Origin of the sequence: Clostridium sp. J1101437_171009_A5 (assembly GCF_015547905.1) — a bacterium.
Taxonomy (GTDB): domain Bacteria; phylum Bacillota; class Clostridia; order Oscillospirales; family Oscillospiraceae; genus Pseudoflavonifractor_A; species Pseudoflavonifractor_A gallinarum.
The window spans coordinates 74,246-90,401 of sequence record NZ_JADMVY010000012.1 but is presented as its reverse complement, the minus strand read 5'-3'; the positions used below and the strand labels follow the sequence as shown (position 1 = coordinate 90,401).

General features: G+C 60.6%; 18 protein-coding genes. 11 read left to right on the top strand and 7 right to left on the bottom strand.

From position 1 onward, the window contains the following. Nucleotide 1 precedes the first annotated feature (1 nt). The 3 genes from I2C21_RS14595 to I2C21_RS14585 form a co-directional block, all read right to left on the bottom strand. Nucleotides 2-1,081 (bottom strand): PfkB family carbohydrate kinase, encoded by a 1,080-nt coding sequence (locus I2C21_RS14595; protein ID WP_195279609.1) that lies wholly within the window; start codon nt 1,079-1,081, stop codon nt 2-4. A 148-nt stretch (nt 1,082-1,229) separates the two neighbouring features. After that, the gene (locus I2C21_RS14590) at nt 1,230-2,150 is read right to left on the bottom strand and encodes a sugar phosphate nucleotidyltransferase (RefSeq protein WP_195279608.1); all 921 of its coding nucleotides are present in this window, start codon (nt 2,148-2,150) and stop codon (nt 1,230-1,232) included. Between the two features lie 205 nt (nt 2,151-2,355). Beyond that, nucleotides 2,356-3,120 (bottom strand): HpcH/HpaI aldolase family protein, encoded by a 765-nt coding sequence (locus I2C21_RS14585; RefSeq protein ID WP_186963407.1) that lies wholly within the window; start codon nt 3,118-3,120, stop codon nt 2,356-2,358. A gap of 374 nt (nt 3,121-3,494) precedes the next feature. On the opposite strand from I2C21_RS14585, the gene I2C21_RS14580 reads away from it, so the two are divergent. The 3 genes from I2C21_RS14580 (at nt 3,495) to galU (ending at nt 5,862) form a co-directional block, all read left to right on the top strand. Then, the gene (locus tag I2C21_RS14580) at nt 3,495-4,172 is read left to right on the top strand and encodes a 3'-5' exonuclease (RefSeq protein ID WP_101691849.1); all 678 of its coding nucleotides are present in this window, start codon (nt 3,495-3,497) and stop codon (nt 4,170-4,172) included. 147 nt (nt 4,173-4,319) lie between these two features. Continuing rightward, on the top strand, nt 4,320-4,871 hold the full coding sequence (locus I2C21_RS14575; RefSeq protein WP_195279607.1) for a QueT transporter family protein: 552 nt from the start codon (nt 4,320-4,322) through the stop codon (nt 4,869-4,871). 121 nt (nt 4,872-4,992) lie between these two features. Beyond that, a complete protein-coding gene (gene galU, locus I2C21_RS14570) occupies nt 4,993-5,862 on the top strand; it encodes a UTP--glucose-1-phosphate uridylyltransferase GalU (protein WP_101691851.1) in 870 nt (289 codons plus the stop codon). A 74-nt stretch (nt 5,863-5,936) separates the two neighbouring features. Here the strand turns inward: galU and I2C21_RS14565 are convergent, their stop codons facing one another. Together I2C21_RS14565 and I2C21_RS14560 are read right to left on the bottom strand one after the other, a co-directional pair. Further along, nucleotides 5,937-6,392: a hypothetical protein gene (locus I2C21_RS14565; RefSeq protein WP_195279606.1), complete on the bottom strand. Its 456-nt coding sequence runs from the start codon at nt 6,390-6,392 to the stop codon at nt 5,937-5,939. Nucleotides 6,393-6,488: 96 nt separating this feature from the next. Next, nucleotides 6,489-7,844 (bottom strand): MATE family efflux transporter, encoded by a 1,356-nt coding sequence (locus tag I2C21_RS14560; protein ID WP_195279605.1) that lies wholly within the window; start codon nt 7,842-7,844, stop codon nt 6,489-6,491. Nucleotides 7,845-8,075: 231 nt separating this feature from the next. On the opposite strand from I2C21_RS14560, the gene I2C21_RS14555 reads away from it, so the two are divergent. The 8 genes from I2C21_RS14555 to I2C21_RS14520 all read left to right on the top strand — a co-directional run bounded on the left by I2C21_RS14555 (nt 8,076) and on the right by I2C21_RS14520 (nt 14,869). Continuing rightward, the gene (locus I2C21_RS14555; protein WP_195279604.1) at nt 8,076-8,843 is read left to right on the top strand and encodes a hypothetical protein; all 768 of its coding nucleotides are present in this window, start codon (nt 8,076-8,078) and stop codon (nt 8,841-8,843) included. Nucleotides 8,844-8,992: 149 nt separating this feature from the next. After that, entirely contained in the window at nt 8,993-9,289 is a 297-nt protein-coding gene (rpsF, locus tag I2C21_RS14550; RefSeq protein WP_101691855.1) for a 30S ribosomal protein S6, read from the top strand. A 12-nt stretch (nt 9,290-9,301) separates the two neighbouring features. Next, a complete protein-coding gene (locus I2C21_RS14545) occupies nt 9,302-9,775 on the top strand; it encodes a single-stranded DNA-binding protein (RefSeq protein WP_101691856.1) in 474 nt (157 codons plus the stop codon). A 113-nt stretch (nt 9,776-9,888) separates the two neighbouring features. Next, nucleotides 9,889-10,128 carry a 30S ribosomal protein S18 gene (rpsR, locus tag I2C21_RS14540; RefSeq protein ID WP_087238992.1) on the top strand — a complete coding sequence of 80 codons (240 nt, stop codon included), beginning with the start codon at nt 9,889-9,891 and terminating at the stop codon, nt 10,126-10,128. A 470-nt stretch (nt 10,129-10,598) separates the two neighbouring features. Next, nucleotides 10,599-11,165, top strand: coding sequence for an ABC transporter ATP-binding protein (locus tag I2C21_RS14535; RefSeq protein ID WP_286167312.1), 567 nt, complete (start codon nt 10,599-10,601; stop codon nt 11,163-11,165). Continuing rightward, nucleotides 11,162-12,025, top strand: coding sequence for an ABC transporter permease (locus tag I2C21_RS14530; RefSeq protein ID WP_193537250.1), 864 nt, complete (start codon nt 11,162-11,164; stop codon nt 12,023-12,025). The genes I2C21_RS14535 and I2C21_RS14530 overlap by 4 nt, the downstream gene beginning before the upstream one ends. Further along, nucleotides 12,025-13,473 (top strand): Gldg family protein, encoded by a 1,449-nt coding sequence (locus I2C21_RS14525; RefSeq protein ID WP_195279603.1) that lies wholly within the window; start codon nt 12,025-12,027, stop codon nt 13,471-13,473. Before I2C21_RS14530 ends, I2C21_RS14525 begins: the two co-directional genes overlap by 1 nt. After that, nucleotides 13,460-14,869: a DUF4340 domain-containing protein gene (locus I2C21_RS14520; protein ID WP_195279602.1), complete on the top strand. Its 1,410-nt coding sequence runs from the start codon at nt 13,460-13,462 to the stop codon at nt 14,867-14,869. The genes I2C21_RS14525 and I2C21_RS14520 overlap by 14 nt, the downstream gene beginning before the upstream one ends. A gap of 84 nt (nt 14,870-14,953) precedes the next feature. On the opposite strand, the gene I2C21_RS14515 is transcribed toward I2C21_RS14520, so the two are convergent. Together I2C21_RS14515 and I2C21_RS14510 are read right to left on the bottom strand one after the other, a co-directional pair. Next, entirely contained in the window at nt 14,954-15,244 is a 291-nt protein-coding gene (locus I2C21_RS14515; protein ID WP_101691859.1) for a hypothetical protein, read from the bottom strand. Nucleotides 15,245-15,320: 76 nt separating this feature from the next. Continuing rightward, a complete protein-coding gene (locus I2C21_RS14510; RefSeq protein ID WP_193537254.1) occupies nt 15,321-16,046 on the bottom strand; it encodes a GntR family transcriptional regulator in 726 nt (241 codons plus the stop codon). Nucleotides 16,047-16,156: the final 110 nt, after the last annotated feature.

The window sequence follows — 16,156 nt, the reverse complement described above, 5'->3', positions numbered from 1 at the left end:
GTCAGGCGTTCATTCTGGCGTTCAGGGTCTCGGCGTTCAGGGCGGGGTTGATGGTCTCGGCGCTCTCCATGGCGATGGAACCGGCGGCCAGGGCGGCCCGGGTGGTGCCCAGCAGGTCGGTACCCTCCAGATAGGCCCAGGCCACGGCGGCCATGGCGGCGTCCCCGCAGCCGGTGGTGTTGACCATCTCCCCCGGGAAGCAGGGGACGTGGACGCGCTCGTGGTGGTCGGCGGCGAAGATGCCGTCCCCGCCCAGGGAGATGAGCACCCGGCGCAGTCCGGTATCCAGCAGCACGTCGGCGGCCCGGTTGAGGCTCGCCTCATCGGTGATGGACACCCCGGAGAGGAGCTCGGCCTCGATGCGGTTGGGCTTGAGGGTGTGGAGCTTGCCCAGCACGGGGCGGAGCTTTTCGGCCTTGGCCGTAGACACCGGGTCGGAGAAGAGGGGGACCTTGGCGTGATGGGCCAGCCAGGCGATGGTCTCAGCGGGCAGGTTGGTGTCGAAGACGATGAGCTGGGCATTGTCCAGCAGGGCCTGCCGGGACTGGAGATAGGCGGGAGTCACGTGGGAGTAGATCTCCATATCGGACACGGCCAGGGCCATGTCCCCCCGCTCGTCGGCAATGAAGAGATAGGTGGAGGTGGCGGCCCCCTTCACCTGGAGGGACTGGGAGATGTCGATGCCCAGCTCTCCGCAGGAGGCGGCGATCTTCTGGGCGTACAGGTCGTCCCCAAAGGCGGTGAGGAGCCGGACGTCCACCCCCAGAAGGCTCATGTTGTGGGCGATGTTGCGCCCCACGCCGCCCAGGCTGATGCGCACCTGACCGGGATTGGAGTCCTGGGCCACCAGCTTGTGGGCGGGGCGGCCGCCGATGTCCATATTCACCCCGCCGATGACCACGGCGTAGGGGGCGGTGTGGACGATGTAGCCCTTGCCCACGATGTATCCTTTTTTCATCAGATTGGAGATATGCACGGCCACCGAGGACCGGGTGATGCCCGCCTTGTCTGCCAGCTCCTGCTGGGAGATGAGGGGATTCTCCTCGATCCATCGGAGCAGCTGCCGTTCCCGCTGGGTCATGGCGCTCACTCCTAAACAAAAGTAAAGTAAGTAATCTTGTGCTTATATAATAATGCCGCCTGGGCCGGATGTCAAGGGGAAAGTTCTGCTGAAAGAGCAGAAAAAAAGACCGGACCTCCGGGGAGCGGAGATCCGGCCAAGGGACTGATTATTTCCAGAGCTGTTCGGGATAGAGGCCACGCTGGGTCATGTCGGCGATGGCCTGGACCACGGTGGGCTTATCCTCCTTGTAGGTGACGCCGTACCAGCGGTCGTGGCTGCGCAGGACCTGCACCCGGGCCTTGCCCTCGTCGATGAGCTGGCTGACCACGCTGGGGAGGAAGTACTCCCCCTTTTCCGGCTGCTCGGCCAGGGCCCGGTCCAGGAAAGCGGGGAAGCGGGACTGGGCCTCCCGCAGGAAGCTGGGGGTGAAGCCCCACAGGTTCATGGACACGATGGTGTCCCCGGGCAGGGCGGACCAGGTGGCGCCGCCGTCCTCAGTGAAGCGGGCGTGGTCCCCGTCCTTTTCAATGTGGGTGTGCTCGGTGACCTGGCGGAGGTAGTGGTTTTCATCCTCCACACACACGCCCCGGGCCACGTGCCCGTGCTCGGTGACCGTGTTGCCCAGCAGGTAGCCCACCATGGCGTACTCATAGTAGTCCCCGTCGGGATGGGAGAGGAGATAGTCGTAAATGGTCCGGAAGGCCTCGGGGCCGTAGTAGTCGTCCGAGTTGATGACGGCGAAGGGGCCGTCCACCACATGCCGGGCGGCCAGCACCGCGTGGCAGGTACCCCAGGGCTTGACACGCCCCTCGGGCACGGCGTAGCCCTCGGGCAGATCGGTGAGCTCCTGGTAGGCATAGCGGACCTCCATGACCTGGGAGAGCCGGTCGCCGATGGAGGAGCGGAAGGTCTCCTCCAGCTCCCGCTTGATGACAAAGACGACGGTATCAAATCCGGCCCGGTGGGCGTCGTAGATGGAATAGTCGATGATGAGCTGGCCGTGACTGCCCACAGGGTCCACCTGCTTGAGTCCGCCATACCGGCTGCCCATGCCGGCGGCCATGACCACGAGAACGGGTTTCTGCATCGTAAAACACTCCTTTTTCCTCTGCCGCAGCAGGGTGGGGGCCATTCCCCGGCGGGGCGCGGCCTGCCTTCCTATTATACCGCCCCGGGGGACGTGCCGCAACCCCCGTCCCGGGGCCCGGGACACGCAAAAGCGCCGCATCCCGTTTCGGACGCGGCGCTTTTGCTTGAGTCAAAGAGTTTTGGGAAAATGGGAAAGGAAAAACTTATTCACCCTTCACCTTGTGCAGAAGGTCGGTGAAGGCGCGGGTGATGAGGGTGGTGGCCATGCCGATGGGGATGTACTGGAAGCCCTGCTCCGCACGCATCTTGGCGATCTCGGGGTACTCGGCGTACACACCGGGGATCTTGCCGTACTTCTTGCAGGCGGCCAGCACGATGTCGGCGGCCTCCTGGATGCGGGGGTGATCGGTCTGGCCGGGGATGCCCATGGACTGAGACATGTCGTAGGGCCCGAGGAAGAGGACGTCCACGCCATCCACGGCGGCGATCTCCTCAATGTTCTGCAGGCCGATGATGTTCTCAATGTGGACGGAGACCAGCGTCTCAGCGTTCTCGTGCTCGATGTAGTCCGTAAAGGGGGTCTTGCCGTAGTCGCAGGAGCGGGTCATAGCCGAGCCGCGGATACCCATGGGGTAGTACTTGGCGCGGCGGACAGCCAGCTCGGCGTCCTCCCGGGTGTTGATCTGGGGGACCTGCACGCCGTGGGAACCCACGTCCAGGGCGCGGAGGATCTCGGTCTCACCGTTGAAGGTGACCCGGGTGATGGGGGTGGTGCCGCCCGCCTGAGCGGCGCGCACCAGATGCATGGTGGCCTCGGGGGACAGATAGCCGTGCTCGCAGTCCAGAATGACAAAGTCGAAGCCGGCCAGGCCGCCGATTTCCACCACGTCGGTGGAGTTCAGGCACATGAAGGTGCCGAAACAGGTCTTACCGGCGTAGAGGTCGTGTTTGAGTTTGTTGGTAAACATGATTTATTCCTCCCTGCATTCTGTCGGGGTGCGGTGGGAAGGCCGCACCGGGGGCAGAACAATCAATCACAGCGATTGCCCTCTTTGCATTTCATATTGCGGAATCAAGTTCCACAATACGAAAGAAAAAAGAGCCGGTCCTGAGTTCAAACTCAGACCGGAGCCGGAAAAAACCGGTTCTGCTGATATAATAGCGAAGGCTGGGCCGCTTGTCAAGGGGAGGATTGTGTATTTTCGGCAAAAAAGGCCCCAGAGGGACAAAGTATCTGAGCGATACTTGCTAGAGCGGACGGGGATGCTATAATGGTCTTTGCACATCTGAGAACAACCGCCCGACCCAGGTCCCGGAGCGGGAGGAGAAAGAAGGGGCGCACATGTACGATACGCATATTTTTCTGGATTTTGAGATGAATCCCATTCCCCGGGAATACCGGGAGGCCCGGGAGATCGCCCGGAGCGAGATCGTGGAGATCGGGGCGGTCAAGCTGGACCGGGAATACCGCCTGGTGGACCGCTATTCCTGCTATGTGAAGCCGGAGTACGGCCCCATCCACAAGCGGATCACCCAGCTCACCGGCATCACCGACGCCGACGTGGCGGGGGCCAAGCCCTTTGCCCCGGCCATGGAGGATTTTGCCGCCTGGATCGGAGAGGGGAGAGGGCGCATCTACTCCTGGAGCCGCAGCGACCAGTACCAGCTCTACGATGAGAGCTGGCTCAAGGAGGCTGAGCTCCCCTGGCAGCTCAACCAGCGGTGGATCGACTTCCAGGCGGTGTATACCCGGCTCATCGGGCTCTCCCGCTCCAATCCGCTCTCCCTGCAGAATGCCCTTGGCGCGGCGGAGTACCGCTTTGCGGGGGAGGCCCACCGGGCGGTGCAGGACGCGGAAAACTCGGCCTCCCTCCTGATCCTGGTGAAGGAGGGCCGCCTGGCCCAGCAGGCCGGCGTGGTCATGCAGGCCATGCGCCCCAAGGAGGAGCACAGCTTTGCCCTGGGCGGCGAGGCGGCCGAGAAGCTCCGGCAGTTCCTGGCCAGCCAGGAGCAGGGGTAAGCGCTCCCCCTTTACAAGGCGCGGGAAACATGCTAGAATACCTCCCGACTGGTTTCCAACCCAGTCCAAGCACGGCGCAGCCGTGTTCGTTCGGCGGGGCAGGCCCCCGATCCGTTCTCTAAACAAAAAATGGGAGGAAAATTCAATATGAAAGTCAATCAACCCCAGAACACCCGTACCCGCACCCGGGAGCTGACCATGACCGCCATGGTGGCCGCCCTCTACGCCGTACTCAGCTACTTCGGCAACTTCTTCGGCCTGACCTATGGGCCCATCCAGTGCCGGTTTGCCGAGGCACTGTGCGTGCTCCCCTTCCTCTTTCCGGCCACGGCGCCGGGGCTCTTTGTGGGCTGCCTGGTGACCAACCTGATGAGCACCGTGGGCCCGCTGGATATCGTGCTGGGTTCCCTGGCCACGCTGCTGGCCGCCCTCTGGACGGCCCGGATGCCCAACCGCTGGCTGGCTCCGCTGCCGCCGGTGCTGTGCAACGGCGTGATCGTGGGCGCCATGATCACCTGGTATGAGGTGGGCTTTGGCCCTGGTTTCTGGGGGATGTTCGCTTTCAATGGCGTGACGGTTGCCCTGGGTGAGCTGCTGGCCTGCTATGTGCTGGGATCCATCCTGCTGACCGTTCTGCCCCGTGTGGGTGTCCTCCGTGCCCAGATCCCGGCCGGACGCCTGCGTACCGAGAAAAACTGAGTTTCCTTGGATGCCCCGCCGCTCCCGGTAACGGGAGCGGCGGTTTTTCTGGCCTTTTTCCCCAAACTGTGGTACACTGGGGACAATCCTTTGAATTTGATTACTGAGGAGGTCTTTCACTGTGAAAGTGCGTAAAGCTGTCATCCCCGCCGCGGGGCTGGGCACCCGGATGCTTCCGGCCACCAAGACGGTACCGAAGGAAATGCTTCCCATGGTGGACAAGCCGGTCATCCAGTATATCATCGAGGAGGCCGTGGAGGCCGGCATCGAGGATATCCTGATCGTCACCAACCGGGCCAAGTCGGCCATGGACGACTATTTTGACTACTATCCCGAGCTGGAGACCCGGCTCAATCAGGCGGGCAAGGAGAAGGAGCTCACCGAGGTGCGCCGGGCCGCCGATCTGGCCAACATCTTCTATGTGCGCCAGAAGGAGACCAAGGGCCTGGGCCACGCCATCTGGCGGGCCAAGCGCTTCGTGGGAGACGAGCCCTTCGCCGTGCTCCTGGGCGACGACATCATGCGGGCCCGCAAGCCGGTCACCCGGCAGCTCATCGAGGCGGCCGAGAAGTACGACGCGTCGGTGGTGGGCGTGCAGAAGGTCTCCACCCAGGCCATCTCCAAGTACTCCTCCGTCAAGATCTCCCCCCTGGAGGAGCGGATCTTCTCGGTCTCCGACATGAATGAGAAGCCCCGGCCTGAGCAGATGTTCTCCAACTATGCCATCCTGGGCCGCTATGTGCTCAAGTCGGATATCTTTGACATCCTGGAGAACCTCCAGCCGGGCTACGGCGGAGAGATCCAGCTCACCGACGGCCTGAAGGAGCTGTGCCGCCGGGACCGGATGGTGGCGGTGGACTTTGAGGGCCGCCGCTACGACACCGGCAACCTCCAGGGCTTCCTGGAGGCCACCCTGGACTTTGCCCTGGACCACCCCGCCACCGGGGACTGGCTGCGCCACTTCATCAAGGAGAAGGCCCGGGTGCTGTAAGAGTTACTTCCAAATAAAAGAAAACATCCTCCCTGTGGTCGGAACGGCCGTGGGGAGGATGTTTTTTGTTTTGATCATTTGCCTCTGGTCTTCCAAAAGCAGCCCGCGCACCCGGCGGCAAAGAAAAGGAGCCAGGCCAGAAGGTAGACGAGCCACATCTCCAAAGTGGGCAGGAAGGGCTGGATCAAAACATTGGAGAGGGTAAAGCCCAGGGACAGAAGGGGGAGAAAGTAGAGCTGCGGGGCAGCGCCAAACAGGTTGACCCAGTATCGTCCCATCACCAATTCCTGATAGAACGCCAGGAGGAGCATCAAAAGACCAAAGGCGCTGAGGAGAAGGGCCTGGACGATGGGCCGCCCCTCCCGGGCGGAGACGCGGCGGGCCAGCAGGACCCAGAGGAGCAGAAAACCGATCGATACGGCATATAGCAAAATGCTGGAACTGGGCAGAGAGAGTATGACGAAATTCAGGGCATACCCCAGCGGCAGGGGGAGGATACCAAGCAGCAGCAACGCGATGTTTCTCTTCATGGCGCGCACCTCCGATTCACGATCTTGCTGGATGATTGCACATACAGTATACCGAATGTGGAGAGAAAGCGCAACAAAAGGCACAAAGGAGCAGGATCAGACCGCCGATTCCTCCAGCCCGGCGAAGAGGACGGCCCGCCGGCGGCGGTAGTAGAGGAAGCCGGCCAGATCGGCCAGGAGCCAGCCGATGGGCACCGACCACCAGATGCCCAGCACGCCCACGGCGGGGATGGCGGAGAGGGTGTAGGCCAGCAGCACCCGAGTCCCCAGGGAGATCACGGTGAGGACCAGGGACATCCCGGGACGGCCCACCGCCCGGTACAGGCCGTAGAGGAGGAAGAGACACCCGATGCCGCAGTAGAAGGCCCCCTCCACCCGGAGGTACTGCACGCCGATGGCGAGGATCTCCACCTCCTCGGGCTGGACGAAGAGGAGCATCAGGGGGCGGGCAAAGAGACAGACCGCCGCCGAAATCACCACGCAGAAGAGCAGGGCGGCCGCCACGGCGCTGCGGATGCCGGAGCGGATGCGCCCGGCCTTCCGGGCGCCGTAATTCTGGGCCACAAAGGTGGAAAAGGCGTTGCCGAAGTCCTGCACCGGCATATAGGCGAAGGAGTCGATCTTGACCGCCGCGGCAAAAGCGGCCATGACGGTGGTGCCGAAGCTGTTGATGAGCCCCTGGACCATGAGAATGCCGAAGTTCATCACCGACTGCTGGAGGGAGGTGAGGAAGGAGAACTGGGCGATCTCCCGCAGCTGCTCCATCCGGATGCGGAAGCTGCTCCGATCGGGGCGGAACTGGGGACAGCGCACCCAGGTGTAAAGGCCGATGCCCAGGCCCGAGACATACTGGGACAGCACCGTGGCCCCGGCCGCTCCCGCCACTCCCCAGTGGAACACCAGGACAAAGACCAGGTCCAGGGCGATGTTGAGCAGGGCGCACACCGCCAGAAAGAGCAGGGGCACCAGGGAGTTGCCCACTGCCCGCAGAAGAGAGGCAAAATAATTGTAGAGGAAGGTGGCCGCAATGCCCCAGAAGATCACCCATAGGTACTCCCGCATCAGAGGGCGGGTATCCAGTGGTACCTGAAGGAGGGTGAGAATGGGGTCCAGCAGGAGAAAGACTGCCAGGTTGAGGACCAAAGTCACCCCGCCGATGAGCAGGAAGGAGGCGGCCAGACTGCGCTGGAGCCGGTCTTTGTCCCCGGCGCCATGGCAGATGGAAAAGACGGCCCCGCTCCCCATGCACAGTCCCAGCAGGATGGAGGTGAGGAAGGTCATCAGGGTGTAGGACGACCCCACCGCCGCCAGGGCAGAGGCACCGAGAAAGCGGCCCACGATGAGGGTGTCGGCCACGTTATAGCACTGCTGGAGCAGATTTCCCAGCATCATGGGCAGCGCAAAGAGCAGCATGGTGGCGGTGATGGGGCCGCGGGTCAGATCGCCGGACATATCCGTCCTCCTCTCAAAAGCACAGATTCTGTACTACTATAACATGAAAGGGCCGCCTGCAAAAGGGGGGAGGACGGGCGAGAGAAAAATTTTGCAAAAAAATGGGAAAGAGGTGCGGCCTTCCTCCAGATATCCGATATAGTAGCAGCAAACTGCGGGAGGGGTTCTCTGCTTGTCATTCACGCTTTGATGTGCTAAAATGCATGTAAGGTACAAAAAGGGGGAGAGAGTATGATTTTTGTCTATATCATCCCTGTATATGTCATCTTGGCGGCCATTCTCATTGCCATCGGCGGAATCTATCATATCGTCACGGAGATGTATGTGCTCCTCTTTACGATCACCACATTTCTGACGGTCATCGGGGGGATCTATACCTTCTTTGTGTCCATCTCGAAAGCTGTCTCTACCAAGAGAGTCTATCTTCTGCTCCCCGGCGTGCTCTTCCTGGTGTTTGGGGCGTTCGCCACCAGCGTGTTCAAGCAGAGCCTCTGTCTGTCGCAGCGATGGCTCGAGAGCGTCAGCTTGGAAACCCTTGGCACCCTGACGATCCATAAAAACGCCGTTTTTCTGTGGTCGATCCTGGCTGCAGTTGTGCTGTCCCTGCTGTTCGCGGTGTTCTTCCGCAAGTCGTATCAGACCCCCAAAACGGGAAGCAGTGTGCTCTTCAGCCTGCTCTCCTGTCTGATTTTGATCGTTCCGGTATTTGTCGTGCACGGATATGCGGAGCATGCGTACTATGAGCAAAACAGCACGTCCTATGAGCAGGTGTACACCGTCAAAGAAACGGTCGCCGTAAAACGGTATGTAAATGAAAGCTATCGCGGAAGCACGCTGACGGTCAAAGGCGGGGACGATCTGATCCGGATGCTGTTTCCCCAGAAGCTGGAAAAAGGGGAGACCGTCTATGGAGAGGCGTATCAATCCGGCGATATCCTGGTGTTCAATGATGACCATGTGATCGGAGAGGTCCCGTCCGAGTACCTGGAACCGCAATAAAGGCGGAAAGAAATCTTTGCAGAAAATGGGGAAAGGGGCTTGACTTTCCCGGAAAATCCGATATAATAAAAAAGCTTGTTTAGAAAACAAGCACATCCTTGCCCCCGCATGATACGGGGGCCATATGTCCATAAGGAGGTGCAACGAAAATGGCAAAGCTGAATGCGAACTACGAGGCCGTCTACATCCTCGATCCCAACCTGGGCGAGGAGGCTACCGCCGCTCTGGTGGCGAAGTTCAAGACTCTGGTCGAGAACAACGGCACTCTGGCCGAGGTTGACGAGTGGGGCAAGCGCCATCTGGCCTATCCCATCAACGACCTGAACGAGGGATACTATGTCCTGATGACCTTTAGCTCCGCTCCCGCCTTCCCCCAGGAGCTGGACCGAATCTTCCGCATTACCGACGGCGTGATGCGCTCCATGATCATCTGCAAGGATGAGTAAGGAGGCGCTTCCATGCTGAATCGCATTATCCTCATGGGTCGCCTGACCCGGGATCCTGAGCTCCGCCACACCCAGACGGGGACCCCTGTGGCCTCCTTCTCTCTGGCGGTGGACCGGGATTTCAAAGACAAGACCACCGGCGAAAAGGCCACCGATTTCATCGATATCGTGGCCTGGCGGCAGACGGCTGAGTTCGTCTCCCGCTTCTTCACCAAGGGCCGCCTGGCCGTGGTGGAGGGCCGCCTCCAGCTGCGCGACTGGACCGACAAAGACGGGAACAAGCGCCGCAGCGCCGAGGTCGTGGCCGACAATGTCTACTTTGGCGACTCCAAGCGGGATGCCGAGGGCGGCGGCTATGCGCCCCCGCCGCCGGCTTATGGCGGATACAGCGCCCCGGCGCCGTCCGCGCCCGCTTATGCCGCGCCGCTCAGCGGCGGCGACCAGTTCGCCGACCTGTCCGACGACGACGGCGAGCTCCCCTTCTGAGGAGCGACTGTTTTGCAGTTCAGCCGGTTCTTCCGGCTTGGCGTTAAGCGCCATTCCGCTCCGCGAAAGCGCTCCGGCTCTTGCGGAAGCATCGTTGAAAGGAGTACTGTACCATGGCTATGGATAGAGAGCGTCCCCGCGGCCGCAAGCGCCGCAAGGTCTGCACCTTCTGTGTGGACAAGGTGGAGCACATCGACTACAAGGACGCGGCCAAGCTGCGCCGTTTCCTGTCTGAGCGTTCCAAGATCCTGCCCCGCCGTACCACCGGCACCTGCGCGATGCATCAGCGCCAGCTGACCGAGGCCATCAAGCGCGCCCGTCAGATCGCCCTGCTGCCCTTCGTGACCGACTAATCGGAACGATTTGAGAGCGGACCAGCTTTTTGCTGGTCCGCTCTTTTTCGCGTGTCGAATAAGTTCGACACGCTTCTCAAAAATGCTTGCATTTTTGAGAGGGGATGCAGCCCCCTGCGTCGCACGCGCAAAGCGCGCACGCTTGTGGGCTGAGAAGTGTTTTTTCGAGGCGCATGTCCTCGAAAAAACGGATTTGGACTTTTTTCTGCCGTCTGCGGACGGCAGAACTCTGCGAGGCTTTTGTACCTAGTATCGCAGGAATGCACTTTATTGCTAGACGGAGCAGACCAGCTTTTTGCTGGTCCGCTTTTTTGTTTTACCCCCCTTCCGGGTCTGATCCGGGAAGGGGGCGTATTTTTTGGGGCCATCCCGGTTTCTTTAGGTTCACTTTAGGACGGCGGAGTATACTAGACAGGCCCGCGGACGGGGGCCGTCCGCAGGCCGAGAATAACAAGCGAGGAGGTTCCTCCATGATCAAGGTCGAGCACTTGACAAAGTACTACGGCGATTTCCTGGCGGTGGACGATCTGTCTTTTGAGATCGACGAGGGCCATGTGTATGGATTCCTGGGGCCCAACGGCGCGGGAAAGAGTACCACGGTGAATATGATGACAGGCTGTCTGTCGGCCACTTCCGGCCGTGTGGAAGTGGGCGGATTCGATCTGTTCGAGGACGCCGATCAGGCCAAGAAGCTGATCGGCTATCTGCCCGAACAGCCCCCCCTCTACATGAACGAGACGCCGGCGGAGTACCTGCGCTTCGTGGGAGAGGCCAAGGGGCTCCGGGGCGCCGAGCTGGAGCGCCAGATCCAGGCGGTGATCGAGCAGGTCCGGATCGCTGAGGTCAAGAACCGGCGCATCTCCGCCCTGTCCAAGGGCTACAAGCAGCGGGTCGGGATCGCCCAGGCCCTGCTGGAGCTGACACTGAAACGGGCCAGCCTGGAGGACATCTTCCTGGAGCTGACCGAAAACGGAGACCCGGCCGACCAGACACCGGCCGGAGAGACCACGGAGGAACAGGAGGGAGAAGGCGCATGACAGCCGTTTTAAAGCATGAATTGAGAAGCTATTTCCACTCCTTCACCGCCTATGTGTTCGGCGCGTTTCTGCTGGCCATCGTGGGCTTCGGCGCCATGCTGTACAATTTGCAGGCGGCGGTGAGCAATTTCGAATATGTGCTCAGCTTCGGCAGCATCGTCTTTGTGGTCATCGTGCCCATCCTGACCATGCGGGTCATTGCCGAGGAGCGCAAGCAGAAGACCGATCAGCTCCTCTACTCCCTCCCCATCACCACCACCCAGGTGATTTTGGGGAAATATCTGGCCCTGCTGGCGGTCTATCTGATCCCCCTGGCCGTCATTTCCATCTATCCGCTCATCTTCGCCCAGTTTGGCGATGTGTACCTGCCCACCTCCTATGGGTCCCTGGTGGCCATCTTCATCATGGGCGCGGCCCTGGTGGCGCTGGGCGTATTCATCTCCTCCCTGACCGATAACCAGGGTCTGGCGGCCGGAATCGGGATCGCCGTGATCCTGTTCAACTATTACAGCGTGAGCCTCTCGGAGTATGTCTCCTCCACGGCCGCCGGCACGGTGATCGCCCTGGGCGTCCTGGTGCTGGCCCTGGGTGCGCTGATCCGGTATCTGACCCGGAACGAGTATCTGGCCTACGCCGTCGCCTTTGTGCTGCTGGCCGCCATCTGCATCACGGGCTTTGTGGACCCGGAGGCCTTTGAAGGACTCCTGCCAAACATCATGCGGCAGCTGTCCCTCTTTGAGCGGTTCAATACCTTTGTCAGCGGCGTCTTTGACCTGACCGCCATCGTCTATTACCTGTCGGTCATCGTCTTTTTCCTGTTCCTGTCGGTCCAGTCCCTGGAGAAAAGGAGGTATCATTGATGAAACGCTGGAAACTCCTTTCTGACGGGGGACGGGCGGAGAGAAACCGCATCGCCTTCCAGGGAGGCTCCTATTCGCTCATCGCCACCGCGGTGGTGCTGGCCATCCTGATCGCACTGAATATCCTGGTCTCGGCCCTGCCGGCCAATCTGACGAAATATGACATCAGCGCCAGCAAGCTCTACTCCATCACCAGCAACACCAAGGTGGTGGTCAATGCGCTGGAGGAGGATGTGACCATCTACTGGATCGTCCAGTCCGGCGAGGAGGACGATGTGATCGAGACCCTCCTGAACAAATATGACAGCCTCTCCGACCACATCACGGTGGTCAAGAAGAATCCCGACGTCTATCCCACCTTTGCCGAGCAGTACACCAGCGAGACGGTGCAGAACAACAGCCTCGTGGTGGAGTGCGGGGAGCGCAGCCGCTTCATCGGGTACGACGACATCTACGTCCAGGAGCCCGATATCTACTCCTACTCCTACAACACCTCCTTTGACGGGGAGGGTGCCATCACCTCCGCCATCGACTATGTGGTCACCGAGGATCTCCCCCAGCTGTATGTGGTGGAGGGACATGGCGAGCAGGCTCTGCCCGACAATTTCCAGGAGCAGATCGAGAAGGAGAACATCGAGATCAACACCCTCTCCCTCCTTACCGTGGACGCCATCCCGGAAGAGGCCGACTGTGTCCTGATCTATGAGCCCTCCTCCGACCTCTCCGAGCAGGAGGTGGAGATGCTCTCCAGCTACGCGGAAGCGGGCGGAAAGCTGCTGGTCATGGCCGGCCCCACCGAAGAGGGTTCCCTGAGCAATCTGTACAGCCTGCTCTCCGACTACGGGGTGAGCACCACCGAGGGCATCGTGGTGGAGGGAGACCGGGAGCACTATACCGGCTATCCCTACGTCCTTCTCCCCGAGATGTCTAGCCATGCCATCACCGACCCCCTCATGGAGGAGCACTACTATCCCAACATGCCCATCTCGCAGGGCATGACGGTGGATGAGACGGCGGGCAGCGCGGTCACGGTGCTGCTCTCCACCTCGGAGGAGGCCTTCAGCAAGAGCGCGGGCTATCAGCTCACCAGCTATGAGAAGGAGGAGGGCGACGTGGACGGTCCCTTTGCCGTGGGCCTCTCCATCGACTGCTCCAATGAGGGGCAGATCGTCTGGTTCTCCTCGGCGGCCTTCCTGGACGATATGTACAACGCCCTCTCCTCCGGGTCCAACTCGGATCTGGCCATGAACGCCCTGTCCTCCCTGATCGGAGAGAGCGAGGCCATGGCCATCCGCAGCAAATCCCTGAACTATAACTATCTGTCCATCAGCGACTCCACCGCGTCGCTGCTCAAGACCCTGATGATCGGCGTATTCCCCCTGGGCTACCTGGGCATTGGCGTCTGCGTCATTGTGAAGAGAAGGAGGGAGCAACATGAAGCGGGCTAAACGGCTCTATGTGCTGCTGGGCGTTCTGGTGGTGGTCTGCATCGCCGCCTTCGCCGTGGTGAAGCACGAGGAGCGGCAGGAGGAGATCCGCAACAGCGGCGAGATCGTCCTGGAGATCGACCCCGAGACGGTGGATGCCCTCTCCTGGGAATACGAATCGGAGAGCCTGGCCTTCCACAAGGATGAGACCTGGCAGTACGACGAGGATGCGGCCTTCCCGGTGAGTGAGGAGAAGATCCAGGAGCTGCTGGAGCCCTTCCAGGCGCTGGAGGCGGCCTTCATCATCGAGGAAGTCACCGATTACAGCCAGTATGGGCTGGACAATCCGGTCTGCACCATCCACCTCTCCGCTGGGGAGGAGGACTATGAGATCAAGCTGGGCAATTACAGCACCATGGACTCCCAGCGCTATCTCTCCACCGGGGACGGCAACGTCTACCTGGTAGAGGACGATCCCATGGAAGACTACGAAATTACCATCCGCGACATGATCGCCAACGATGAGACCCCCTCGTTCGGCCAGGTCACGGGCATTCAGTTTGAGGGCGCGGACTCCTACCAGGTGGTCTATCAGGAGTACTCGGAGGAGAGCCCCTACACCTATTGCAGCGAGGACGTCTACTTCCGGCAGGAGGGGGAGGACCTCAAGCCCCTGGACACCAACCTGGTGGAGAGCTATCTCAGCGGGATCGAGAATCTGACCCTGGATAACTATATGACCTATCAGGCCGGGACGGAGGATCTGTCCCAGTACGGACTGGATGCACCGGAGCTGACGGTCACCGTCACGTACACGCCGGAGGAGGATGAGGAGGGCGAGAGCCAGACCTTTACCCTCCACATCAGCCGCTCTCCCGAGGAGCGGGCTGCGGCCGAGAACGACGCCGCGTCGGAGGAGGACGAGGAAGAGGAGATCACCGCCTATGCCCGGGTGGGAGACTCTGAGATCGTCTATCAGATCACCGGCGAGAGCTATGAGAAGCTGATCGCGGCCGGATATGATGACCTGCGGCACAAAGAGGCGCTGACGGCGGACTTTACCCAGGTGACCGGTCTGGACATCACCCTGGAGGGCACGGTCTACAACCTGACTTCCGAGGGAAGCGGAGAGGACAAGACCTTCCGCTTCGGCGAGGAGGAAGTGGACGTGGCGGACCTGCAATCGGCCCTGGAGGGACTGACTGCCGACAGCTTCACCCAGGAGGAGCCCACCCAGAAGGAGGAGATCGCCCTGACGGTCTACCTGGACAGTGAGGTCCATCCCAGCGTGCAGATCCAGCTCTACCGCTACGACGGGGAGAACTGTCTGGCGGTCATCGACGGGGAGCCGGTCTCCCTCATCCCCCGCTCTGCGGTGGTGGATCTGATCGAAGCGGTCAACGCCATCGTGCTGTGATCTGGCAGCAATCCGGAAACACGAGATAACGAAAAGCCCCTGCGCTGACAGATGGATGTCAGCGCAGGGGCTTTTTTGGGTGAATCAGCTGATCTTGACTTCCTTGGCCTGCTCGGGGAAGAAGGAGTTGTCCAGATCGTACTTGTTGTGGGCGGTGGAGTCCCGCAGGACCCGGCCTTCCAGGGAATAGCAGCGGATGAAGCGCCGGCCGTCCACCGTGCTCCAGTGCTCCACGTCCCAGGTGAGGTAGCCGTCCTCATCGGTCTTTTTCTCGGGGAGATAGAGGTCCACCTGACGGTTGTTGAGCATCAGGTCGATGAGACCCTGGCGGTCTACCTCCAGCTCTTCCTTGTGAATGGTGTCGTACGCTTTCATGGGAAGTTCCTCCTGTCATACCAGTATGAATGACTCCATTCTAGCGCATTTGACGGCGGTTGGCAAGAGGGGGGGATCACCGGCCCAGATCCCAGTTCTGCAGGGTGCGCAGACGGTAGTAGTCGGGGTTGAAGTAGTGGGTGTTGTAGACCACCGGCTCATCCCCGATGTCATAGAAGACCTGGTGGCTGCTGTCGATGGGGGTACCCTTGGGGACCTTGAAAATGTCCACCAGCTCGTCGGGCACGCCCATGGGCACATACTCGTTGAGGGCGTGGGCCACATCCCGGCCCATATAATCCCGGATGAGCACATGGATATAGGCAAAGGACATCTCCTCCACATCGGTGCGGATGAGAAGCTTTTCCGGCATCATGCCCATGGTGTAGACCGCCGGGTGATCGTCGGCCAGATAGACCAGACGGTTGACCAGCACCCGCTCGCCCTCCTCCAGACGGAGCATCTTGCGGGCCTCCTCGTCGGCGGGACGCCACTCCTGAGAGAGCAGCTTGATGGCGGTCTGATAGCCCTCTTTTTTCAGATATTCGGTGAAGTAATAGCTGCGGTTCTCATAGTCCAGCGTACTGGGGTGGACATAGTTGCCCGAGCCGTGCCGCTTGGTGATATAGCCCTCCAGAGCCAGCATCATCAGCGACTCCCGCAATGTCACAAGACTGATTCCCAGTCGGCTGGCCAGTGCGGCTTCCGAAGGCAGCTTGTTTTTTTCGAAGGTTTCCGTACGGAAAATCTCCATGATCTTGTTTTTTATGGCCATGTAGGCACTGTAATTCGTTCTGGACATGCCGTCTTCCTCTCTCGTACCGGTCCGTCAGGGCGGGATGATACGAATTCTTCATATCACTATATCAAATTGGGATGGCTCCCGTTAAGTATCATAACGCATATTTTAGC